At 67.8% G+C, this 21,897-nt stretch carries 21 protein-coding genes; 16 read left to right on the top strand and 5 right to left on the bottom strand.

Translation table 11 applies throughout. From position 1 onward, the window contains the following. The first annotated feature begins 9 nt into the window (after window positions 1-9). From BST38_RS01110 to BST38_RS01080, 7 genes are read left to right on the top strand one after another with little or no spacing between them, the layout of a single operon-like run. Entirely contained in the window at window positions 10-1,362 is a 1,353-nt protein-coding gene (locus BST38_RS01110) for an MCE family protein (RefSeq protein ID WP_237160627.1), read from the top strand. 22 nt (window positions 1,363-1,384) lie between these two features. Then, on the top strand, window positions 1,385-2,416 hold the full coding sequence (locus tag BST38_RS01105; RefSeq protein WP_083141392.1) for an MCE family protein: 1,032 nt from the start codon (window positions 1,385-1,387) through the stop codon (window positions 2,414-2,416). Beyond that, on the top strand, window positions 2,413-3,693 hold the full coding sequence (locus BST38_RS01100; protein ID WP_083141391.1) for an MCE family protein: 1,281 nt from the start codon (window positions 2,413-2,415) through the stop codon (window positions 3,691-3,693). The genes BST38_RS01105 and BST38_RS01100 overlap by 4 nt, the downstream gene beginning before the upstream one ends. Next, window positions 3,690-4,934 carry an MCE family protein gene (locus tag BST38_RS01095; RefSeq protein ID WP_083141390.1) on the top strand — a complete coding sequence of 415 codons (1,245 nt, stop codon included), beginning with the start codon at window positions 3,690-3,692 and terminating at the stop codon, window positions 4,932-4,934. Before BST38_RS01100 ends, BST38_RS01095 begins: the two co-directional genes overlap by 4 nt. After that, entirely contained in the window at window positions 4,931-6,073 is a 1,143-nt protein-coding gene (locus BST38_RS01090) for an MCE family protein (protein WP_083141389.1), read from the top strand. The genes BST38_RS01095 and BST38_RS01090 overlap by 4 nt, the downstream gene beginning before the upstream one ends. A gap of 1 nt (window position 6,074) precedes the next feature. After that, entirely contained in the window at window positions 6,075-7,517 is a 1,443-nt protein-coding gene (locus tag BST38_RS01085; RefSeq protein WP_083141388.1) for an MCE family protein, read from the top strand. A 50-nt stretch (window positions 7,518-7,567) separates the two neighbouring features. Beyond that, window positions 7,568-8,032: a CAP domain-containing protein gene (locus BST38_RS01080; protein WP_083141662.1), complete on the top strand. Its 465-nt coding sequence runs from the start codon at window positions 7,568-7,570 to the stop codon at window positions 8,030-8,032. A 14-nt stretch (window positions 8,033-8,046) separates the two neighbouring features. Here the strand turns inward: BST38_RS01080 and BST38_RS01075 are convergent, their stop codons facing one another. Then, window positions 8,047-8,700, bottom strand: coding sequence for a TetR family transcriptional regulator (locus BST38_RS01075; RefSeq protein ID WP_083141387.1), 654 nt, complete (start codon window positions 8,698-8,700; stop codon window positions 8,047-8,049). 86 nt (window positions 8,701-8,786) lie between these two features. Then, window positions 8,787-10,355 carry an aldehyde dehydrogenase family protein gene (locus BST38_RS01070; RefSeq protein WP_083141386.1) on the bottom strand — a complete coding sequence of 523 codons (1,569 nt, stop codon included), beginning with the start codon at window positions 10,353-10,355 and terminating at the stop codon, window positions 8,787-8,789. A 193-nt stretch (window positions 10,356-10,548) separates the two neighbouring features. Here BST38_RS01070 and BST38_RS01065 point away from each other — a divergent pair, with 193 nt between their 5' ends. From BST38_RS01065 to BST38_RS01030, 8 genes are all read left to right on the top strand, one after another. Continuing rightward, the gene (locus BST38_RS01065) at window positions 10,549-10,743 is read left to right on the top strand and encodes a ferredoxin (RefSeq protein ID WP_083141385.1); all 195 of its coding nucleotides are present in this window, start codon (window positions 10,549-10,551) and stop codon (window positions 10,741-10,743) included. Window positions 10,744-10,917: 174 nt separating this feature from the next. Continuing rightward, window positions 10,918-11,784 carry an SDR family NAD(P)-dependent oxidoreductase gene (locus BST38_RS01060; RefSeq protein WP_083141384.1) on the top strand — a complete coding sequence of 289 codons (867 nt, stop codon included), beginning with the start codon at window positions 10,918-10,920 and terminating at the stop codon, window positions 11,782-11,784. Window positions 11,785-11,802: 18 nt separating this feature from the next. After that, a complete protein-coding gene (locus tag BST38_RS01055) occupies window positions 11,803-13,065 on the top strand; it encodes a cytochrome P450 (protein ID WP_083141383.1) in 1,263 nt (420 codons plus the stop codon). Between the two features lie 4 nt (window positions 13,066-13,069). Next, the gene (locus BST38_RS01050) at window positions 13,070-14,251 is read left to right on the top strand and encodes an aromatic ring-hydroxylating oxygenase subunit alpha (RefSeq protein WP_083141382.1); all 1,182 of its coding nucleotides are present in this window, start codon (window positions 13,070-13,072) and stop codon (window positions 14,249-14,251) included. Between the two features lie 7 nt (window positions 14,252-14,258). After that, window positions 14,259-15,155 (top strand): hypothetical protein, encoded by an 897-nt coding sequence (locus BST38_RS01045; RefSeq protein WP_083141381.1) that lies wholly within the window; start codon window positions 14,259-14,261, stop codon window positions 15,153-15,155. Continuing rightward, window positions 15,152-15,907: a Zn-ribbon domain-containing OB-fold protein gene (locus BST38_RS29840; RefSeq protein WP_083141380.1), complete on the top strand. Its 756-nt coding sequence runs from the start codon at window positions 15,152-15,154 to the stop codon at window positions 15,905-15,907. Before BST38_RS01045 ends, BST38_RS29840 begins: the two co-directional genes overlap by 4 nt. Further along, window positions 15,904-17,070 (top strand): thiolase C-terminal domain-containing protein, encoded by a 1,167-nt coding sequence (locus BST38_RS01035; RefSeq protein WP_083141379.1) that lies wholly within the window; start codon window positions 15,904-15,906, stop codon window positions 17,068-17,070. The genes BST38_RS29840 and BST38_RS01035 overlap by 4 nt, the downstream gene beginning before the upstream one ends. 33 nt (window positions 17,071-17,103) lie before the next feature. Beyond that, window positions 17,104-18,624 (top strand): class I adenylate-forming enzyme family protein, encoded by a 1,521-nt coding sequence (locus tag BST38_RS01030; protein ID WP_083141378.1) that lies wholly within the window; start codon window positions 17,104-17,106, stop codon window positions 18,622-18,624. On the opposite strand, the gene BST38_RS01025 is transcribed toward BST38_RS01030, so the two are convergent. Further along, entirely contained in the window at window positions 18,621-19,100 is a 480-nt protein-coding gene (locus BST38_RS01025) for a MaoC/PaaZ C-terminal domain-containing protein (RefSeq protein ID WP_133057201.1), read from the bottom strand. The two genes, BST38_RS01030 and BST38_RS01025, sit on opposite strands and share 4 nt — an antisense overlap. 9 nt (window positions 19,101-19,109) lie before the next feature. Next, entirely contained in the window at window positions 19,110-20,558 is a 1,449-nt protein-coding gene (locus tag BST38_RS01020; RefSeq protein WP_083141376.1) for an aldehyde dehydrogenase, read from the bottom strand. A gap of 214 nt (window positions 20,559-20,772) precedes the next feature. Between BST38_RS01020 and BST38_RS01015 the strand changes: the two genes are divergently transcribed. After that, on the top strand, window positions 20,773-21,114 hold the full coding sequence (locus BST38_RS01015) for a DUF6319 family protein (RefSeq protein WP_083141375.1): 342 nt from the start codon (window positions 20,773-20,775) through the stop codon (window positions 21,112-21,114). Between the two features lie 28 nt (window positions 21,115-21,142). Here the strand turns inward: BST38_RS01015 and BST38_RS01010 are convergent, their stop codons facing one another. Next, complete coding sequence (locus BST38_RS01010; RefSeq protein ID WP_083141374.1) at window positions 21,143-21,868, bottom strand: TetR/AcrR family transcriptional regulator; 726 nt, start codon at window positions 21,866-21,868, stop codon at window positions 21,143-21,145. Window positions 21,869-21,897: the final 29 nt, after the last annotated feature.

Below are 21,897 nucleotides of genomic sequence, written 5' to 3'. Positions count from 1 at the left end.
CGCATGGGTATGAGGCCGCGGATCGACCGGATCCACCCAATGTGGTGGGCGGCGGCGCTGTTCGCCGCGATCGCCGTCTTCGTGGCGGTGTGCTCGGCGTCGTTCGCCGGGGCATTCCAGAACTACCTTCCGGTCACCGTGACCTCCGAACGCACCGGCCTGGTGATGGAGTCCGGCGCGAAGGTGAAGATGCGCGGCGTCGAGGTGGGTCGTGTCGCCGGCATCACCGGCGGCGGGCAGAACGTCAGCTTGAGGCTGGAGATCTATCCCGATCAGGTCGGCATGATCCCGGAGAACGTGGAGCCGGAGATCAAGGCCACCACCGCGTTCGGCGCCAAGTACGTCGACTTCGTCGTGCCCGACGAGCCGAGCCCCGCCAGGCTGACCGCGGGTGCGGTGCTGGCGTCACGCAACGTCGGCACCGAGGTCAACACCGTGTTCGACAGCCTGGTCAGCATTCTCGACCAGATCGAGGTGCCCAAGCTCAAGGCGGTGCTCTCGGCGGTCGCCGAAGGCGTGCGCGGCAAGGGCGACCGAATGGGTGAGGCCATCACCGCTGCCGATCATGTGCTGCGCGAGGTGAACCCGCGCATGGACACCATCGCCGCGGACTGGCGCTCGTTGCGCGGCTTCAGCGATGCGTACAGCCCCGCGGCCGCCGACATCCTCGCGGCCCTCGACGCGGCGAGCACCACCAGCACCACGATCAGCGCGCAGGCCGACGACCTCGACACACTGCTGCTCAACGTCACCGGGTTCGCCGACAGCGGCACCGACCTGCTGGCCGGAAACCACGACACCTTCGTCGACGCCGTCAACGTCCTCGAGCCGACCACGGCACTGCTGCTCAAGTACAACCCGGAATACGCCTGCACCATCAACGGCGCGAAGGTCTTCCTGGACAAGGCCGGCAACGAATGGTTCGGCGGCAACGGCCGCACCGTCTATCTGGATGCGGGCATCGCATTCGGCGACGACCTGTACGAGTACCCGAAGAACCTGCCGAAGGTCGCCGCCAAGGGTGGACCCGGCGGAAAGCCCGGCTGCGGGTCGCTGCCCGACGTCGCCAAGAATTTCCCTGTCCGCCAACTGATCACCGACACCGGGTGGGGGTCGGGGCTGGACTGGCGCCCGAATCCCGGGATCGGGCAGATATGCGCTGCCGACTACTTCCCCGTCACCCGCGCGGTCCCCGAACCCCCGCACGTCGGACGCTGTATGCCCGGACCCGCGCCCGGACCCCCTCCCCCGTACCCGGGTGGCCCGCCGTACGGCGCGCCCTGGTACGCCGCAGACGGCACACCGCTCTACCCCGGCCTGCCCGAACCACCGCCGCCGGCGCCGGCGGCCCCGGCGCCATGAGCACGAAGGAGGAGGTCTGCACATGAATGACAATCTCCGCCGCGCCACGATCAGCTTCACGGTCTTCGTCATCGTCTGTCTGGTGGGCACGTTCGCACTGCTGGCGATCTTCTCGCAGTACCGGTTCGCGGGAACCCAGACGTTCCGGGCCGAGTTCACCGACGTCAGCGGCCTGGGCGACGGCGACTTCGTCCGCATCGCCGGCGTGGAAGTCGGCAAGGTCAGCGGCATCTCGGTCACCGACGACTCGATCGCGCTGGTCGAGTTCACCGTCGATCCGACCGTGGTGCTGACGTCGGCCACCCGCGCCGCGGTGCGCTGGGAGAACCCCATCGGCGACCGCTACCTGGCGCTCACCGACGGACCGGGCCGAAGCCGGCACCCCCTCGACCCGGGCGGCACCATCGCGGTCTCTCACACCGAACCCGCACTGGACCTCGACACCCTCCTCGGCGGATTCCGCCCGCTGTTCCGGGCGTTGGATCCGCAGCAGGTCAACACGCTGTCCAGCCAGCTGATCGGGGCCTTCCAGGGTGAAGGGGCGACGATCAACTCGTTCCTGAGCCAGGCCGCGTCGGTCACGGGCACTCTCGCCGACCGCGACGAGTTGATCGGCGAGGTGATCGACAACCTCACCGCGGTGATGAGCACCTTCGGCGAGGAACACACCCAATTCGCCAAGGCGGTCGACTCGATGTCGCAACTGATCGACGGGCTGGCCGCGCGGCGCAGCGACATCGCCGACACCGTCGCGCACACCAACGCCGCGGCCGCGTCGATCGCCGACATGCTCGACCAGGCCCGGAAACCGCTGAAACACACCGTCACCCAGACCGACCGTGTCGCCTCGATCGTGGCCGCCGACCACGAATGGGTCGACGACTACCTGCGGACGATCCCGCAGTCCTACAAGACGCTGAGCCGGCTAGGGATCATGGGTGACTTCTTCACGTTCTACCTGTGCGATCTGGTCTTGAAGGTCAACGGTAAAGGCGGACAACCGGTCTACGTGAAACTCGCGGGCCAGGACTCGGGACGGTGCGAACCGAAGTGAAATCGTTCTCCGAGCGCAACCCGGTGATCATCGGCGGGATCGGCGTACTCACACTCGCCGGCACTGTGCTGGCCGCACTGCAATACGACAACCTGCCGTTTCTCGGCGGGTCACGCAGTTACGCAGCCTATTTCAGCGAATCCGGTGGCCTTCAGGCGGGAGCCGCCGTGCAGGTGGCCGGCTACCAGGTCGGCGAGGTGTCCTCCGTGGACCTCGACGGCGACCGTGTGCTGATCACCTTCGACGTCGAGGACGACATCCGCCTCGGTGAGCAGACCGAAGCCAACATCCGCACCAAGAGCCTGCTGGGTGCCAAGGTCCTGGAGGTGACGCCGCGCGGCGGCGGACATCTGAGCGCGGCGATCCCGGTCGACCGCACCAAGGCCCCGTACCAGTTGCCCGACGCCCTCGGGGACCTGACGGCCACGATCGAGGACCTCGACACCGACACCGTGTCCGGCTCACTGGCCACCCTGGCCGAGACCTTCAAGGACACCCCGCCGCAGCTGCGCGCCGCCGTCGACGGTGTGGGCCGATTCTCCGAGACCTTGAGCACTCGCGACGCCGCGCTGCGAAACCTGTTGGCCGACGCCAACACCGCCAGCACGGTGCTGTCCGAGCGCGCCGCCGATATCGCCACACTGGTGTCCAACAGCAACGCGCTGCTCGCCGAACTACGCACCCAGAACGACGCGCTGGCGCAGATCTCGACCAATCTGTCCGCGCTGGCGCACCAGATCCGCGGATTCATCGACGACAACCGCGCCCAGCTCAAACCCACCCTGGACAAGCTCAACGTGGTGCTGTCGATCGTCGACAAGCACAAGGCCGGGCTCCAGCAGGCCATCAAATACCTGAACCAGTACGCGATGTCACTGGGTGAGTCGGTCGCCTCCGGCCCGTTCTTCAAGGCCTACATCGCCAACCTGCTTCCCGGACAGTTCATCCAGCCGTTCATCGACTCCGCGTTCTCCGACCTCGGGCTCGACCCGAATGTGCTGCTGCCGTCCGAACGGACGGATCCGCAGACCGGCCAGCAGGCGACCCCGCCGATGCCGGTGCCGTTCCCGCGAACCGGCCAGGGTGGTCCCCCTCGGATGACGGTGGCGGACGCGATCACCGGGAATCCCGGAGATCAACCGTGCGGTCCTCCCGGCGCCCCGGCGCCCGGCCCGGGCTGCTACCCGTACCGCGAGCCGCTGCCTGCGCCGCCTCCCGGTGGTCCCCCGCCCGGACCGCCTGCGCAGGCGCAACCCACCGACGGAGGGCCTCGATGAAGTCACGAACGTGGCGGGCCGCGTTGGCCGTTTCCTTCACGCTGCTTCTGGTCGCCGGGGTCGCCGTGCAGGCGGGTCTGATCGGCACCCTCCACCGCACCTACCTGGTGGCGTACTTCGACGACAGCAACGGGCTGTTCACCGACGACGAGATCCGCGTCCTCGGTGTGCGGGTGGGGCGCATCACCGCGATCGAACCGGAACCCGAGCAGGTCAAGATCACGTTCTGGGTGGACGACAGATACCGGGTGCCCGCCGAGGCCCGCGCCGCGATCATCGCACCGCAACTGGTCACGGCCCGGGCCATTCAGCTCACCCCCGCCTACACCGGCGGGCCCGCGCTGGCCGACGGCGACGTCATCCCGTTGAACCGCACAGCGGTTCCGATGGAATGGGACGACCTGCGCGATCAACTCGCCGAACTGACCTCGGCCCTGCAGCCGACCGAACCCGGCGGTGTGAGCACCCTGGGCGCGTTCATCGACACCGCGGCGGAGAACATGCGCGGTCAAGGCCCGGACCTGCGGAACACGATCCTGACGATGTCGCAGGCGTTCTCGGCACTCGGGGACCACAGCGACGACATGTTCTCGACCATCAAGAACCTGTCGGTGGTGGTGAACGCGCTCCAGGACAGCTCCGCGCTGCTCCGTGCGCTCAACGGCAACTTCGCCGCCGCGACCGCGGCCCTCAGTTCCACCCCCGGCGCCGTGGGCGCTGCACTCACCGACGTCAACGACATCGTCGGCGAGACCACGACCTTCATCGCCGAGAACAAAGAGTCGATCGGCACCGCCACCGCGCAGCTCGCATCGGTCACCACCGCGGTGAACGAGAGCATCGACGACGTCGAGCAGGCGTTGCACCTGTTCCCGAACACGCTGCAGAACTTCGTCAACATCTACCAGCCCACGCAACAGGGCATCACCGGTGCGCTCACGATGCAGAACTTCGCGAATCCGATCTCGTTCCTGTGCGGTGGAATCCAGGCGGCGTCGCGACTGAACAGCGAGCAGGCGGCCAAGCTGTGCGTGCAGTACCTGGCCCCGATCGTGAAGAACCGGCAGTGGAACTTCCCTCCGCTCGGCGCCAACTACGTCGTCGGCGAAAGCGCACGGCCCAACGAACTCACCTACTCCGAGGACCGGTTGCGGCCCGATTTCCGGCCGACGCCGCCCGCAGAGCAGACCGACCCGGCGGCGGGGCTGTCGGGCATGATGATCCCGGGCGCAGGATCGTGACGCGCGCACCCCGACGTCGCCGGGCCATCGTGGCCGCTGCCCTCGCCGTCGTCGCCGCGGGCACGTCGGCATGCGAATGGCGCGGGCTGAACTCGCTGCCGATGCCGGGCACGGAGGGCGGCGGTCCGGGCTCGTTCGTCGTGCAGGCACAACTCCCCGATGTCGGCTACATCCAGCAGAACTCCCGGGTTCGGGTCGGTGACGCGAACGTCGGGACGATCACCAGGATCGACCGTCAGGACTGGCATGCGCTGGTCACCATGACCCTCAACGCCGACGTCGACCTGCCCGCCAACTCGACCGCCAAAGTCGGCCAGACCAGCCTTCTGGGTTCCCTGCACCTGGAGCTCGCACCGCCCACCGACGAACCGCCGCGCGGCAGGCTGGGCGACGGTTCCCTCATCCCGCTGGACCGGGCGGGCTCCTATCCGGGCACCGACCAGACGCTGTCGGCGATGTCGTTGGTGCTCAACGGTGGTGGGATCGGTGAGATGCAGGACATCACCGTCGCTTTCGCCAACGCGCTGGCCAACCGCGAGGCCGATCTGCGGAGCCTGATCGGCGGGCTCGACGAGTTCGCCGGGCGCCTCGATGCGCAGACCGGCGACATCATCTCCGCCACCGAGAGCTTCAACAGTCTCGTCGGGCAGGTCGCCGACCAGAAACCGGTACTGGACAACGCGATCCGCACCATCCCCGACGCGCTGCAGGTGCTCGCCGAACAGCGCGGTCACCTGGTCGAGGTTGCCGACGCTCTGAGCAAGTTCAGCGCACTGACCACCGACACCGTCACCAGGAGCAAGGAGAACCTCGTCAAGGAGCTGGAACACCTCGGCCCTGTCCTGCAGTCACTGGCCGACACAGGTCCTGCCCTGACCCGCTCCCTGGACTTCATCGGGACGTTCCCGTGGCCGAAGGGCCCGCTGGACAACTGGATCCGCGGTGACTACGCGAACATCACCGCGATCCTCGACCTGACGCTGAGCCGCATCGACAACACGCTGTTCACCGGGACACGGTGGGAGGGCGACCTGACCGAGCTGGAGATGCAGTGGGGCCGCACGATCGGCCAGCTGCCCAGCCCGTACACCGCGGGCAATCCCCTTGTGGCGCCGTACCGACTGGATCAGGGGCGCTGACATGCGGCTGACCAGAGGGATCAAGATCCAGCTGTCCATCTTCGCGACGGTGGCGGTGGTGGCCGGCTTCGTGATGCTGTTCGGTTACATCAAGGTCCCCGCGATGCTCGGGATCGGGCACTACACCGTGACGATGCAGCTGCCCCGGGCAGGCGGCCTGTACGACACCGCGAATGTCACCTACCGCGGCACCGAGGTCGGCAAGGTCACCGCCGTCCGGCTGACCCCGAACGGGGTCGAGGCGGAGCTGTCGTTGCGCTCCGGTGTCAAGATCCCGTCGGACCTCGAGGCGGAAGTGCACTCCACCTCGGCGATCGGCGAGCAGTACGTCGCGCTGATCCCGCGCAGCGGCGACGCCCCGCCGCTGCGCGACGGCGATGTCATCGCGTCGGCGGACACCTCCGTTCCGCCGGACATCGGCGAACTGCTCGACGCCACGGACCGCGGCCTGCAGGCGATCCCGCGCGAGAATCTCAAGACCGTGATCGACGAAAGCTATACGGCCGTCGGGGGTCTGGGGCCCGAGCTGTCCCGGCTGGTGGAGGGCTCCACCGAACTCGCGATCGACGCGGGCGCCAACATCGGCCCGATCATCGATCTGATCGAGAAGTCCGGCCCTCTGATGGACTCACAGGGCGACACCGCCGCCGACATCCAGTCGTGGGCGGCCGACGTCGCCGACCTGACCCGTCAGGTGAAGGACAACGATGCCGCGGTCGCGGGCATCCTGCGCGACGGTCCGCAGGCCGCCGACGAGGCCAGGCAGCTCATCGACCGGGTACGGCCCACGCTGCCCGTCCTGATGTCCAACCTCGCGGGCATCGGTCAACTGGCGCTCACCTACCACCCCGGCATCGAACAGCTTTTGGTGCTGATCCCGATGGGCGTGCAGGTGATGGCGGGGGGCACGGTGGCCAACCGGGACAGCAAGCACCCCGGTCTGGTGCTCTCGTTCAACCTGAACCTGAACCTGCCTCCGCCGTGCACCACCGGTTACCTTCCCGCACAGCAACAACGCATCCCGTCGATGGTGGACTCCCCCGAACGGCCGGTCGATGATCTGTACTGCCGGATCCCCCAGGACTCCTGGATGGCCGTCCGCGGCGCCCGCAACCTGCCCTGCATGATGAAGCCGGGAAAGCGCGCACCCACCGCCAAGATGTGCCGGAGCGACGAAGAGTACGTCCCGCTCAACGACGGGTTCAACTGGAAAGGTGATCCGAACGCGACGCTGTCCGGCCAGGACGTGCCGCAGCGCCCGCCGGGACCCCCGGAGGCACCACCCGCGAGCACGGCACCCGCGGCGATCGGCACCGCGTTCTACGACCCCGCGACCGGCAAGTACCTCGCACCGGACGGGCAGGTCCACCAACAAGCCGACCTCGCCACCGCGGCCGGAGACAGGTCGTGGCAGAGCATGCTGACCGCACCCTACGGCCCGTGAACACACGACAGGTGGGTGAATACTCGATGCCCCAACGGTTTTCCGTGCTCATGGTGGGTACGGCCGTCACGCTGACGATGCTGGCGTCCTCACCGCCGGCCACCGCCGACAACAAACGGCTCAACGACAGCGTGGTCACCAACGTCTACACACTGCAGCACCAAGCGGGCTGCACCAACGACGTCAAGAAGAACCCCCGGCTCCAACTCGCGGCCGAATGGCATGCCCGCGATGTCCTCACCAACCGCGGTCTGCACGGCGACCTGGGTTCCGACGGGTCCACCGCCCAGGACCGGGCCAGTGCCGCGGGCTACCCCGGCGTCGTCGCACAGACCGTCGCGGTCAACCCCGCGCTGGCCATCAACGGCCTTGAGATCCTGCGCCAGTGGTACTTCGACCCCGTCAGCTACGCGGTCATGGCCGACTGCGCGCACACCGAGATCGGGGTCTGGTCGGAGAACAGCCTGGACCGCAGCGTGGTGGTCGCGGTATACGGGCGCCCGACGCCTGACTGATCCGGGAACGTCGGTCAGGCAGAGGAGGTTTCGATCTCGGGCATCCCGCCGTCACTGAGGATCACGCCGTAGAGGAAGTTGCGGATCCGCGCGGCGAACAGTTCCTTGACCGAGAACTCGTTCTGTTCCAGAGCCTCGGTGAGATAGGGATACTCCTCGGCGTCGACGGGAGGGAACAACGCGTAGCGGCTACGCGGCCTGCGGGCGGCCTCGGCGAGCACCGCACCGATGCACAGCGTCTCCATACCGTCGAGAATCTGCACGTGCAGATGTGTCGGCACCCCCGAATCGCGCAGGAAGCGGGCGGCATCTTCGAAGCTGCCGACCAGCGTCTCCCTCGGCAGGTGCTCGATCAGCACCGTCGCGGCGTTGCGGTGCCGCAGCACCGACTGACGGAAGTTCAGTGCCAGGCTGACGAAGTACTCCGGCCAGTCCGGTCCCGGGGTACGCCGCGGCTTGATCACCGACTTGCCCGCGATGTGCCGGGCGATCGCCGTCATGATCTCGTTCTTGTCGGCGAAGTGGTGATAGAGCGACGGCGCGCGCACACCCATGTGCGCGGCCAGTTTCGGGAGGCTGAACGCGTTGATGCCTTCGGCGTCGATGATCTCGATCGACGCCTCGACCGCCGCGGTCTTGCTGATCAGCGGCTTCGACGGACGAGCCATGTCAGAAACCTCCCCGTCTGCCGACGCGGTTCCGACCACAGCACATTCGGCCAGTATAGAGTCGGCAGCCCCTACCGGCGTGTACCTCAGTCCCGGCCACGCAGTCCCAGCTTCCGGCGCCAGTCGTGCGCACCCAGGAACCGCACGGCCCGGGACATGAATCGGGACTTGGCCGGCACCACCGGGTACCACAGCGGCTCCGACTTCAGCGAGAACTTCTCCTCCACCACCGACTGCTGCCTGCAGTACTTCAAGACGCCGTGCGCGCCACCGAATCGCGCGCCCATACCGGAACTCTTCCAGCCGCCCATCGGGATCGGCAGCTGGAAGGTCGCCACCAAAGCGTTGTTGACCGAGACCGAACCCGCCTCGATGCGGCGTGAGAGACGGTCGGCCCTGGCCCGATCGCTGGTCCACAGGCTGGAGCTGAGGCCGTACTCGGAATCATTGGCCAGTGCGATCGCCTCGTCCTCGTCGGCGACCCGCATGATCGGCAGGGTCGGCCCGAACGTCTCCTCCCGCATACACCGCATGCTGTGGTCGACGTCGACGAGCACCGTCGGCTGGAAGCAGTTGCCCTCTGCGCGTTGGCCTCCCGTCAGCACACGGGCGCCGTTGGCCACCGCGTCGGCGACGTGGTCGGCGACGATGTCGAGCTGCGCACCGGTCACCATCGCCCCAATATCGGTGGTGTAGCTGCCGGGGGCGTCGGTGCCCTGACGCAACGCCGCGACCTGATCGGTGACCAGCTCCACGAACCGGTCGTAGACCGGCGACTCGACATACACCCGCTCGACACTGATACAGGCCTGGCCGGAATTGGTCATCGCGCCCCAGACAGCGGCTTTCGCGGCCCGCTCCAGGTCCGCGTCGGCGAGCACGATCATGGCGTCCTTGCCACCGAGCTCCAGACTGCACGGGATCAACCGCTGCGCACAGCGCACCGCGATGGCCCGGCCGGTACGCACCGAGCCGGTGAACATCACCATGTCCACCGTGTCGACGACGGCCTGACCTGTCGCACCGCCACCTGTCACCGCCGCCAGCACCGGCGGGGCGCCGATCTCCTCGCGCCAGCCCCGCACCACCTCACGCCACGTCAACGGCGTCACCTCGGACGGCTTGGACACCACGGCGGCGCCCGCCACCAGCGCCCCGACCACATCCATCATCGGACCGGCCAACGGCCCGTTCCACGGGGTGATCAGCCCGACGAGCGGATACGGGCGGGCCTGGACGCGCAGACGACGCACGGCGTTGGCCGGGCCCGCGGGCTTGACGTTGCGGTCCTGCAGGAAGGTCTCGGCGTTGGAGGTGAAGTAGTTGATCACGTCAACGGCGACCGACATCTCCAGCGACGCGTCGGCCCAGGACTTTCCGGTCTCGCGCTGTACGAGGGTCAGCAGCCGCCGCTCGTTGTCCAGCAGCCAGTCCAGCCAGCGCAGCAGGTGGGCGCTGCGCCCCCGCGGACCGAGCGCCTCCCAGGCGGGCTGGGCGGCGCGCAACTGATCGCAGACGACCGCGACCTCGTCGGCGCCGAGCGCCTCGACCTCGCCCACCACCTGGCCGTCGGCCGGACACCGCACGGTGATACGGCGGTTGTCGAGGTCGGAGCCGTCAGGCTGACCGGCGATCGCAGCGTGGTCGAGCGTCATCGCATCTCCTCGATCGGGAACCACGGGGGAACATTTATCTATCACCATAAGATTTACTTCCGGGCGTCCGCAATGGCGGGCCTGGCCGGCACGGCCACCGGCTGCGGTACTGGACCACCGGGCACCGGGGCCCTATAGTCCAGTTAGCCTAAAGACAGTAGGTTATTTCGCAGAAGACGAGAGGTCACCCCGGATGAGGATTCGCCTGGAACGGGAGAAGTGCGCCGGCCACGCACTGTGCTACGGAGTGGACCCCGACCTGTTCCCGATCGACGACGAGGGTTACTCGATCCTTGAGCCCCACGCGGTCGACCCCGCCGACGAGGAGACGGTGCGCGCTGGTGTCGCGGCGTGCCCCGAGCTGGCACTGATCCTCGACGAGGACTGACGCCCCGCACCACGGCAGATGGCGCACATCCCGAGATCCGTCGTTGACCTCTTATACCTATTGTCGTAAGGTTTAGCGCCAGGGTGGCACACGTCACAGCACACCGCCACGCCAACAGCCCGGGCACCGATGATCGGCGGCCCCGCACCTCGAACCATCCTTTGAAGGAGAAGCATGAAGCTCAAGGACAAAGTCGCGTTGATCACCGGTGCCGGTTCCGGCCTGGGCCGCCACTGCTCTGCGCTGTTCTCCGCGGAGGGCGCCAAGGTCGCCATCGTCGACATCGACACCGACCGCGCCGAACAGACCCTCAAGCTCGTGCAGGAACAGGGCGGGGAGGCCATCGCCCTGACCGCCGATGTGGCGCAGCGTGATCAGATCACCGCCGCCGTCGATGCGACGGTCAAAGAGTTCGGCAAGCTCGACATCGCCTGGGCCAACGCGGGAATCGTCTCGCGCGGCGGCGTTCCGACGGTGGCCGGCGGCGAATTCGTCGCGTTCGAGGATCTGACCGAGGCCGACTGGCAGAACGTGCTGGGCGTCAACCTGTCCGGCGTCGTCTACACGGCGCAGGCCGCTGTCCCCCACCTGAAGGCCAACGGCGGCGGCACGATTCTGGCCACCTCGTCGGCGGCTTCCATGGTGGCCTACCACAACATCGCGATGTACTCGGCCACCAAGGCCGGAGTCAACGGCCTGGTGCGCGGCCTGAGCCTGGACCTGGGCCGCCACGGCATCCGCGTCAACGCCATCGCCCCCACCCACGGAATGTCCCCGAACTTCCTGATGCCGCCCGGCACCCCCGTCGTCGGCCAGTCCTACGAAGAGGTCGCAGGCCCGTGGAACCCCACGGTGTCGCCCATCCCGCTGAAACTGCAGCGCCCGCCATCCCTGTCGGACAACGCGAAGGTCGCCCTGTTCCTGGTCTCCGACGACTCGGCGTACATCTCCGGCGCCACGATCGGATCCGCCGACGGCGGCACCCTGGCGCGCGTCGGTATGTGGTTCGAAGAGGACCTCAATCCCGAAGCCGCCAACTGAGAACCGCAGGAGCACGCCATGACCACCATCGAACCGACCACCACTGAACCGGCCTCCATCGATCCTGCACCGGCCACGCTCACCGTCGACTTCGACGTCTACGACGAAGCGCTGGCCAGCCCCGTCGACGTCATGCCGGAACGAATCGCCGAACTGGCCGCCAAGGGCCCGATCGTCTATTCGACCGCGCACGGCGGGCACTGGATCGTCACCCACTACGACGAGATCCACCAGATCCTCACCGACGCCGAGACGTTCTCCAGCTACCCGAACAACCTGGTGACGCCCGCCGACTTCGGCCGCTTCATCCCGCTGGAGCTGGATCCGCCGGACCACACCTCCTACCGGCACGCACTGCAGCCACTGTTCAGCCCGCAGCGCATGAAGAAGCTCGGCGATGAGATCCGGTCGCAGGTCAACGAACTCATCGACGCATTCGCCGCCAAGGGTGAGGTCGAGTTCATCTCGGCGTTCGCCCACGAACTGCCCGCCCGGGTCTTCCTGGCCCTGATGGATTGGCCGCTGGCGGACGCCCCGATGTTCACCGAAGTCACCGACGCGGTGCTGTTCGGCAAGCCCGGCGGCACGAAGGAGGAGTCCGACCAGGTCATGATGATGGCGGCGATGACGGTCGCCGGCTACTTCAACAACGTCATCGCCGACCGGCGCGCCAACCCGGGTGAGGACGCCACCTCGAAGCTGATCCACACCGAGGTCGAACTCGCCGACGGCAAGCGGCTGCTCAACGACGAAGAACTGTTCCGGATGTTCTTCCTGCTGCTGATGGGCGGGCTGCACACCGTGCAGGGCTCGCTGGCGTGGACCGTGTGGCACCTGTCGCGCAATCCCGAGCAGCGTGCCGCGCTGATCGCCGACCCGACGCTGATCCCGAAGGCCGTCGAGGAGATCCTGCGCATCGAGGCCGCCGTCGTCCCCGGCCGCCGCGCCACCCGCGACGTCGAGATCGGCGGCGTGCAGATCGCCAAGGACGACCAGTTGATCCTGATGCTGTGCGGCGCGAACCGCGATCTCAGGCAGTTCGCCGATCCGCACACCCTGGACATCAACCGCCACCCGAACCGGCACCTGTCCTTCGGTGCGGGCGTGCACCGTTGTCTCGGTTCGCATCTCGGCCGGATCGAGCTGACGATCGCACTCGAGGAACTGCACCGCCGCATCCCCGACTACCGCCTCGTCGACGGCGATCCGCCGTCGTGGCACTCCACCCAGGTGCGCGGCTGCCATCGAATGCCCATTCAGTTCACCCCCGAAGGGAAGTGACGACATGACGACGTCGCTGCCGCGGCAGGACCGGATCCGCCGCGCCATCGAGTTGTTGCGCAACGACACCACCGACAAGTTCGACGAGGTTGTCGACTTCGAGGCGCACGAGTTCACCGACCCGGTGCTCGCGCAGGAGGAGCGCGACTTCATCTTCGGCCGGGTGCCGTCGATCATCGCGCACAGCACCGAGATCGGTAAGCCGTACGACTTCATCACCATCGCGATGCCGCGCAACAACATCATCGCGGTGCGGCAGAAGGACGGCTCGGTCAGGACGTTCGTCAACCTGTGCCGGCATCGCGGCGCGATGCTGGAGACGCAGGAGAAGGGCCGTTGCCGGTTCTTCTCGTGCCCGTACCACCGGTGGTCGTACGACCCCGATGGCAAGCTGCGGACGATCACCCGCGACAACACCTTCGGTGAGGTCGACCGTACCGAGCACGGTCTTGTCGAGATCCCCTGCGAGGAACGGCACGGATTCATCTGGGTCGTCGACAACGCGCACGCCGACATCGACGTCGCGTCGTGGCTGGGTCCCGAGATGGATGCCATCCTGGCGGGGTACCAATTGGACAAGCTGGTGAGCTTCCGCGCGGCGGGCTTCGACGAGCCCACCAACTGGAAGATCATGCAGGACGCGTTCCTGGACGGCTACCACATCCAGTACGCGCACCCGAACACCGCGGGCAAGGTCATCCACACCAACGTGATGGCGTTCGAGGACTTCGGCCGGCATCTGCGGTTCATTGCCCCGCGCAAGACGATCGACCGCTGGCTCGAAGAGGATCCAGGCGACACCCCGCTGGACGACTATGTCACCGAGACGCACTTCCTGTTGCCGAACAGCACGCTGCTGCGACAACCGGATCACTTCCAGCTGTTGACGTTCCGCCCGCATCCCACAGATCCGACGAAGTCCCGCATGGAGCAGCGCCTGATGGTGCCGCCGCTGGAGGAGTCCGGCATGGAGGAGGAGCGCTGGAACCGGCGCTGGGAGAAGAACTGGGACATCCTGCTCGCGGTTCTGCACAACGAGGACTTCCCACTGCTGCGTAACTCGCAGACCGGGATGGGCAGCGCCGATGCGGGCAAGATGCTGTTGGGCCGCAACGAGACCGCCAACCAGCTCTTCCGCCGGGAGACCAAGAAACTGCTCGCCGAGGGGCGAGCCGCCGCCAAGTGATCGCATCGTGATCAAGTACGAATGGCGTACCGAGATCGACTCGCGGGAAGCCGCCGAGCTGGCAGACATGCTGGCTCGCGCGACGGCCTACGACGCCGAACCCGAGTACAGCACCATCGATTTCGCCGACGTGACCGCGGCGTTGGAGCGTCGTGATCCACACATCCGGCACCTGCTGATCTGGATGCTGCCGCACGCCACGGCAATGGTGGCACCGGACGAGCCCGAGCGGATCGCGGCACTGCTGCGGCTCGAGATCGCCGACGACGGTGCCGCGAGGGCATATCTGGTGGTGGACCCCAGGTTCCGTTCGATCGGCATCATCACCCTGTTCGTCGAGCAGGTCGGACTCGACATCAGCGGTCCCGACGGATGGCTGGGCACGGGTGCTCGGACCATCACGGCCTGGGCGCTGGGCAACCATCCCGCCACGGGACGGCTGAGCAATCGGTTCCTGATCCCCCGTACGCGACGGATCTGGAAGCTGATCCGCGCATGCGACTCCGTGCACCTCACCGCCGGGGCACCGGTTCTCGAGCCCATCGACCCCGCTTCGTTGGACCACCTGGAGTGGCCACGATCGCTGGCCGCGACCGACTCGATCTACGCGTTGCGCGTCGGCGGGTCCGTCACCGGACTGGTCGCCCTGGACTTCGCCCCGCGCAACTCCGAGGAGTTCGGCGCGTGCGCCACGGCCACCGAGGTGCTCTGCACCCCCGGCGCGGATCCCGCGGACCTGCGCCAACTGCTGGACGGCGCCGCCGCGATCGTGCTCGAGCACGGCCTGACCGGCCTGATCGTGCACGTCGACTCCGGCGATGCCCGGCTGGTCAACGCCTGCCGACTGGTCGGCTTCCAACATGACCGCACCGACGTGTGCTACCAGATAGGTGGACCTCAATGACACGCACCGATTCCTCGGTGCCCGCAGATTTGGCCAGTATCGTTGAGGCCCATGGCAAAGCGGTCGCCGCTGGGGACAATCTCGCGGTGCTGGCCGACTTCTTACCCGACCGGGTGGGTCAGCTGATCGGCTCGGCCGATGTGCCCACATCGCTGAAAAGCTCCGACGTGCAGTCGATCACCGACGCCGGAGACGGCTTCTTCGACGCGGTGATCCGCTACACCAGGCCCGACGACGAGTGCTTCGAGCTGCGCAGCCGCTGGGTGCGCGACGGCGAGGGTGTCTGGCGGACGTTCAGCGTGCGCAACATCCCGGACACTGCCCCGTGGATGGATCTGACCGGCCCGTCACCGGACGGGCTGGACGCGCCACACTGGGACGGGTTGCGCACCGGAAAGCTGCTGCTGCAGCGGTGTTCCGACTGCCGCACCTGGGTGTGGTCCCCTCGGCCGATCTGTCCGGCCTGCCACTGCTTCGAGATGAGTTGGGAGCAAGTCGATCCCGTCGGCACCGTGTACTCATGGACGCGGACGTGGCAACCGTTCACCAAGGAGGCCACCGGCCACCTGCCGTACGTGGTGGTGTTGGTGGAGCTGCCCGGCGCCGGTAACCGGCGCGTACTCGGGGTGCTGGCCGACGCCGACGGCGTCACGCCGCGCATCGGCAGCACCGTGCACGGAGAGATCGAACAACCGCCCGACGACGAGCATTGGCCGCTGATGCGGTGGCATCTGGAAGGACACCCGTCGTGATCGGATTCCGCGGCGCCACCGCTGTGGTCGGTATCGGCACCACCGAGTACTACAAGCGGGGTACCAGCCCGTTGAGCTCGGCACAGCTTGTGCTGCAGGCGATCCTGCGCGCCTGCGAGGACGCCGGCGCCGACCCGCGCAAGGTCGACGGGTTCGTGTCCTACGGCGACGACGCGAACGCGGGCCTCGGGGTCGCCGCGGCGCTCGGCGTCCACGAGGTGCGGTGGTCCACGCAGATCTGGGGTGGCGGTGGTGGCGGCATCGCCGCAGCGGTCAACGCCGCGGCCGCCGCCGTCTACAGCGGGCAGGCCGAGTGTGTGGCCGTCTATCGAGCGCTCAACGAGGCCGACGACGGGCGGCGCGCCTTCTCCAAGGGCCACCTCGGATCCCTGTACACCGCACACGGAATCCTCACGCCGCCACAGGTGTGCGCGCTGCGCACGCAACGCCTGCTGGAGGTCGACGGCGTCCCGGCGTCCACGATGGAGGCCATCGCGCTCGCGGGTTACCGCCACGCCCAGAACAACCCGGACGCCGTCGCCTACGGCAAGCCGATCGACCACGAGGTCTACCAGGGCTGCCGACCCATCTCCGAGCCGCTGCGCCTTTACGACTGCTCACGGGAGAACGACGGTGCGGCGGCCGTCCTGGTGGTCAGCTCCGATCGCGTCGGCGACTACAAGACCACACCGGCGGTGATCCTGGCCGGTGTGCAGGGCGCCGCGGCAGGCTGGACCGAGTCCGTCGAGAACGAGCAGAACTACACCTCGGCCGGATTCCATCCGGCGCTGGTCCAGCGTCTCTGGAACGGCGCGGGCGTCGGCCCGGACGACGTCGACGTGACTCAGGTCTACGAGAATTTCACCGGGCCCGCGGTGGCTGCAATGATCGACCATGGCCTCTGCCCGCCCGGACCCGCCGCCGGTGAGATCCTCACCGTCGACAACCTCACCCTGCCCGGCGGCAAGCTGCCCATCAACACCTCGGGCGGCAACATCGCCGAGGGTTTCGTGCACGGGATCGGCCTGGTCCTCGAGGCGGTGCGCCAGATCCGGGGCGACTCAGCCAATCCTGTTCCCCGCGCCGATGTCTCGCTGCTCATCGGCGGGCCGATGGCACCGCTGGTCAGCTCGACGATTTTCGGTTCTCCGGCGACGGTCTGATCCTCGCCGCATCTCTGTCTTCGAAGGAGGAACATGGCCGCCACCGTGGGGTCCGCGCTGACCTGGTGGGCACGCACCAAGGGTGACGAGCCGGCGGTGCGGGTCGTCGACGATGTGACGACCTATCGCGAGCTCGCCGCTTGGTCGAGCCGGCTGGCGCGCCGATTGGCCGATGGCGGCGTCGGGCCCGGAGACCGGGTCGGCGTGCTGTCGCCGAACGCGATCCAGTGGCCCGCGGCAGCGCTGGCGGTCATCAAGGCGGGGGCGGTACTGGTGCCGTTGAATTCCCGGCTCAAGCCCGCCGAGATCCGCAAGGTCGCCGACGATGCAGGCATCACCGTCGTGCTCGCCCACCCCGACTTCCGGGAGTCGGCCGAACGCGCGGCCGGGCTCGGGGCGCCTTTCGCGGTTCTGGGCTTCGCCGTCGTCGACAGTCTGCGTGCCGGCGACCCGGACGACTTCCACATCGACCGCGCGGCCGACGAACCGATCGCGGTGATCTTCACCAGCGGTTCCACCGGCCTGTCCAAGGGCGTGATCCTGACGACGCAGACGTTGTTGAACATCGTGCTGGAGAACACGCTGATCGAAGACGGGTTCCGGCCCGGGGCCGTCTCGTTGCTGGTGTTGCCTTTGGCTTTCACGCCGGGGCTGGTGTACGGCGTCCTGATGACGACGATCCTGGGTGGTTCGCTGATCGTCGAGCCCGAGCTGAACCCGTCCCGCGCGGTCACCTTGATCGAGAAGTACGGCGTCCAGACGGTGTTCGGCGTGCCGCTGATCTTCGAAGCCATGTCTCGCGCAACGGAGTTCGACACCGCAGACCTCAGCTCGCTGCAGACGGCGATCGTCGGCGGCGCCGCGGTGCCGGTCGACCTGCTGCACCGCTGGGCGGCCAAAGGTGTTCTGCTGCGCCAGATCTATGGGATGACAGAGGCCGGCGGGGTCGCGACCGCGACGCTGAAATCCGAAGCCCTGGAACATCCGGACTCCTGTGGCAGCGGTTCGATCTTCACCGAGGTCCGGGTGATGAACGACGACGGGACACTGGCCGGCCCCGGCGAGCTGGGCGAGATCGTCGTGCGCGGCCCGCTGGTGACCCCCGGCTACTGGAATGATCCCGCCGCGACCGCCCAGGCCATCCACGACGGCTGGTTGCACAGCGGCGATCTCGGTGTCACAGACGCCGAGGGCCGGGTCAAGTTCGTCGACCGCAAGAAGGATCTGATCATCTCGGGCGGGATCAACATCTCGCCGGTCGAACTCGAGGGCGTGATCGGCACCCTGGCAGGGGTCGCCGAGGTCGCGGTGATCGCCGTCGCCGACGAGCGCTGGGGTGAGACCCCGGCGGCGATCATCACCCCGGCGGACGCCACGTTGGACGAGTCGACCGTGATCGCGCATTGCGAGACGCAGCTGTCGGACTACAAGGTGCCGCGCTATGTCGTGCTGCGCGACAGCCCATTGCCGCGGCTGCCCAGCGGCAAGCTCGACAAGCCGACGATCCGCACGGAGTACCGCGATCTGGCGTCGCGGTTCGACAAGGTGCGTTAGCGGGTTCGCCGCGAGATCACGACGACGCCGTCGAAACTCAGGACGACGGTGTCGTTCTGGTCGACCAGCGTGGACCGGTGCAGCAGATCCGCGCGGCGCTCGCGCATCGTGATGCCGGTGATCTCGACCCGTCCCGTCAGCGTCGAGCCCGGATAGACCGGCGCGGGCAGCCGCATCCGGTCCATCCCCTTGCCCGCCACGAGCGCGAGCCGGGGAATGAACGTGCGCGACGCCATGCCGGAGAACAGCGCCATCGTGTGGATGCCGCTGGCGATCACCTGCCCGAACGGGGAGTCCGTCGCGTCCAGATGGATCGGCAACGGATCGTATTTGGCGGCGAACTCGGTGATCTCGTCGAGCTCGACGCGCACGCTGCCGACATCCATCCAGTCGCCGACCGCGAGATCCTCGGCGTACCAGGGACTCTGGTCGGCGAGTTCGCTCAGGTTTCGGGCCCCGCCTGTCACTTCGGTCACGTCCACCGGCTATTCCGGAATCGGGTCGGCTCGGTAGACGGACTTGGTGATCAGGTACGCGTCGAGGCCCTCGGGGCCGAGCTCGCGCCCGAGACCGCTGGATTTCACTCCGCCGAAAGGCGATTGGATGTCGAGTTGATAGTGGTTCACGCCCACTGATCCGGTGTGCATCGCGCGGGCGATCTCGGTGGCCCGCGCCGGATCCTGCGACCAGACGGTGCCGGCCAGCCCGAACTCCGTGTCGTTGGCCAACCGCACCGCGTCGGCCTCGTCCTCGTAGGGGGTGATGGTGATGACCGGTCCGAAGATCTCCTCCTGCGCCAGCCGGTCGTTGTTGTCGACGTCGGCGAACACCGTCGGCGCGACGAACCACCCGCGGGCCAGGTCTGCGGGCACCGATCCGCCGGCGACGAGCCGGGCACCGGAGTCCCGGCCGATCTGGATGTAGTCGAGCACCCGCTCACGCTGACGCTCGCTGACCAGCGGTCCGATCTCGGTTTTGTCGTCGAGCGGGTCCCCGACCGTCAGGCTGTCGGCCAGTTCGCCGATCGCCGAGACGAATTCGGCGTACCGGGAGGTCGGCACCAAGATCCGGGAGCTGAGGTGGCAGGTCTGCCCGTTGTTGACGAAGGACGCCGCGCGCAGGCCTTCGATGGTCGCGCCGAGGTCGGCGTCGTCGAGGATCACCGCCGCACTCTTGCCGCCGAGCTCCAGGGTGACGGGACGGATGAGCCGGCCGCATTCGGCGCCGATCACCCGGCCGGCGTTGGTCGACCCGGTGAACGCGACCTTGTCGACGCCCGGGTGCGTCACCAGGTGCGCCCCGGCGGCGGCATCACCGGGTACCACGTTGAGCACGCCCGCGGGCAGGCCTGCCTCGGCGGCTGCGTCGGCGAACACCAGCGCGTCCAGCGCGGTTTCCGGGGATGCCTTGAGCACCACCGAACATCCGGCGGCGAGTGCCGGCGCGATCTTCATGACAGCCAGGGCCTGTGGATAGTTCCACGGAGTGATCGCGGCGACGACGCCGATCGGTTCGCGGCGCACGATGGTGTGGCCGATCAGGGCGGGACGCACCTCTTCGGCCTGCCAGCCCCTGATCAGTTTGGCGTAGTAGTTGACGAGCACCGCCGGAAACGCACCGTTCACGGCGCGCGACAGGCTGATCGGCATGCCGTTCTCGCGGCTCACCAGCGTCGCGGTGTCCTGTCCGCGGGCCCGCAGCGCGGCGGCGAACCGCTTCAGCCCGTCGGCCCTCTCGTCGACCGAGGCGGCGCGCCACTGGGCCGCACCCTCACCCCGGGCGGACGCCACGGCGTCGTCGATGTCGGCGATCGTCGCACTGGGTCCGTCGGCGAGCACCTCGCCCGTCGCGGCCTCGATCACCGGGACCGTCTGCCCGGCGTCGCGGAACGTCCCACCGATGAACAGCCGGCCGGTGTCGATGATCTGCGTCATAGCTTGTCACCCTTCGCGATCGGTGCCGAGGTGCGCACGGCTACCAGTAGACCAGACGCCGTCACCAGCCGACGGCCCCGCCCACGATTACCTTATCTCGTTAGGTTTAAGCCACTCCGGCGCACGGCGGACGTTGATCCCGCAGTCGAACGTGTGTTCTACTTCGTGGACTGTCCGCATTCGGCGGACGGGATGGAGAGGAGGCCCGACAGAGATGACAGTAGACACCCTGACGGTCGTTGACGATACGGCTACGAAGGCTCCCGCCAAACGCTCGGCGGGCAAGAGGACCAGGACCCTCGAGCTGACACTCACGGTCAGCGGTACCGCCGACGGCGAATGGCGTGCCGACCTCAAACAGGGCAGCACCCACCTGGTCCGCAACCTCGCGGTCGCGGCGGCCGCGGTATCCAGGGCCGCCGCCGAACTGCACGAAGACCTCGCCACCCCGATCGACGCCGTCATCGAGGAAGCGCGTGCCCAGCAGGCGGCCAAGGTCGCCGCATTGGAGGCCGAGCTCGAAGCCGCCCGCCGGGCACTGGCGAACCTGGACTGAGGACTGTCACCGGCGGCGCGCCGCGGCGTCAGCCGCCCGCATCCCGGTTCGGCCGGGCGATCCGCGGCAGTGGCACACGGTCACCGACCTCACCGTCGGCGTCGCGCAGTGCCGCGGTCGCCAAACCTTCACGCAACAGCCATCGCGCGAGCTCGAGCGCATCCTCGATCTCCGCGTCCGAGGCGCGCAGTCCGTCGGGCTGGTGCCGCAACGCGATCACCCCGTTCCACGCACCCCACAGGTAGCGGGTCAGCCGCATCGCGTCGACCGGGCGGGCCTCCCCCGCCTCGACGGCAGCCTGCACATGGGAGGCGAAGCGGGACAGCAGTTCTCCGACGCGCTCCTGGATGCGGGACTCGATCTCCGCACTCTTCGCGGAGCCGGCGTCGTTGCGCATCGCCAGGAAGTCGAACGCGCCGGGGTGGTCGAGGTGGAACTGGAGGTACGCGTCGCCGCCGGCGAGGACACGCTGCAGCGGGCTGAGTGCGGGATCCTCACTGCGGGCCATGTATTCGGCGAACAGCTGCAGCGACCGCTCCACGAGGTGCAGGTACACGTCGCGCTTACCGCCGAAGTGGATGTAGATCGAGCCGACCGAGATGTCGGCCGTCTCGGCGATCGATTCGATGCGCGCCCCGTCGTAGCCGTCGCGGGTGAAGACGATCTCTGCGGCGTCGAGGATCGCGGCGCGGGTCCGGGCGCGGCGCCGGTCGACCCGCGGATGCCGCTGCACAGAGTCGTCACCGGTGGACATCGCCCAAGGATAGGACGCCACAGTTTTTG

It is taken from the genome of Mycolicibacterium parafortuitum, assembly GCF_002086815.1.
Lineage (GTDB): Bacteria > Actinomycetota > Actinomycetes > Mycobacteriales > Mycobacteriaceae > Mycobacterium > Mycobacterium parafortuitum.
Note: the sequence above shows the minus strand (reverse complement) of the source record. Positions and strands in the feature narration are given on the sequence as shown.

Coding starts and splice junctions, on each gene's coding strand:
- BST38_RS01110 (WP_237160627.1), top strand. CDS start 10: ATGAGGCCGCGGATCGACCGGATCCACCCAATGTGGTGGGCGGCGGCG.
- BST38_RS01095 (WP_083141390.1), top strand. CDS start 3,690: ATGAAGTCACGAACGTGGCGGGCCGCGTTGGCCGTTTCCTTCACGCTG.
- BST38_RS01065 (WP_083141385.1), top strand. CDS start 10,549: ATGAGGATTCGCCTGGAACGGGAGAAGTGCGCCGGCCACGCACTGTGC.
- BST38_RS01055 (WP_083141383.1), top strand. CDS start 11,803: ATGACCACCATCGAACCGACCACCACTGAACCGGCCTCCATCGATCCT.
- BST38_RS01085 (WP_083141388.1), top strand. CDS start 6,075: ATGCGGCTGACCAGAGGGATCAAGATCCAGCTGTCCATCTTCGCGACG.
- BST38_RS01050 (WP_083141382.1), top strand. CDS start 13,070: ATGACGACGTCGCTGCCGCGGCAGGACCGGATCCGCCGCGCCATCGAG.
- BST38_RS01015 (WP_083141375.1), top strand. CDS start 20,773: ATGACAGTAGACACCCTGACGGTCGTTGACGATACGGCTACGAAGGCT.
- BST38_RS01010 (WP_083141374.1), bottom strand. CDS start 21,868: ATGTCCACCGGTGACGACTCTGTGCAGCGGCATCCGCGGGTCGACCGG.
- BST38_RS01080 (WP_083141662.1), top strand. CDS start 7,568: ATGGTGGGTACGGCCGTCACGCTGACGATGCTGGCGTCCTCACCGCCG.
- BST38_RS01030 (WP_083141378.1), top strand. CDS start 17,104: ATGGCCGCCACCGTGGGGTCCGCGCTGACCTGGTGGGCACGCACCAAG.
- BST38_RS01070 (WP_083141386.1), bottom strand. CDS start 10,355: ATGACGCTCGACCACGCTGCGATCGCCGGTCAGCCTGACGGCTCCGAC.
- BST38_RS01075 (WP_083141387.1), bottom strand. CDS start 8,700: ATGGCTCGTCCGTCGAAGCCGCTGATCAGCAAGACCGCGGCGGTCGAG.
- BST38_RS01105 (WP_083141392.1), top strand. CDS start 1,385: ATGAATGACAATCTCCGCCGCGCCACGATCAGCTTCACGGTCTTCGTC.
- BST38_RS01060 (WP_083141384.1), top strand. CDS start 10,918: ATGAAGCTCAAGGACAAAGTCGCGTTGATCACCGGTGCCGGTTCCGGC.
- BST38_RS01020 (WP_083141376.1), bottom strand. CDS start 20,558: ATGACGCAGATCATCGACACCGGCCGGCTGTTCATCGGTGGGACGTTC.
- BST38_RS29840 (WP_083141380.1), top strand. CDS start 15,152: ATGACACGCACCGATTCCTCGGTGCCCGCAGATTTGGCCAGTATCGTT.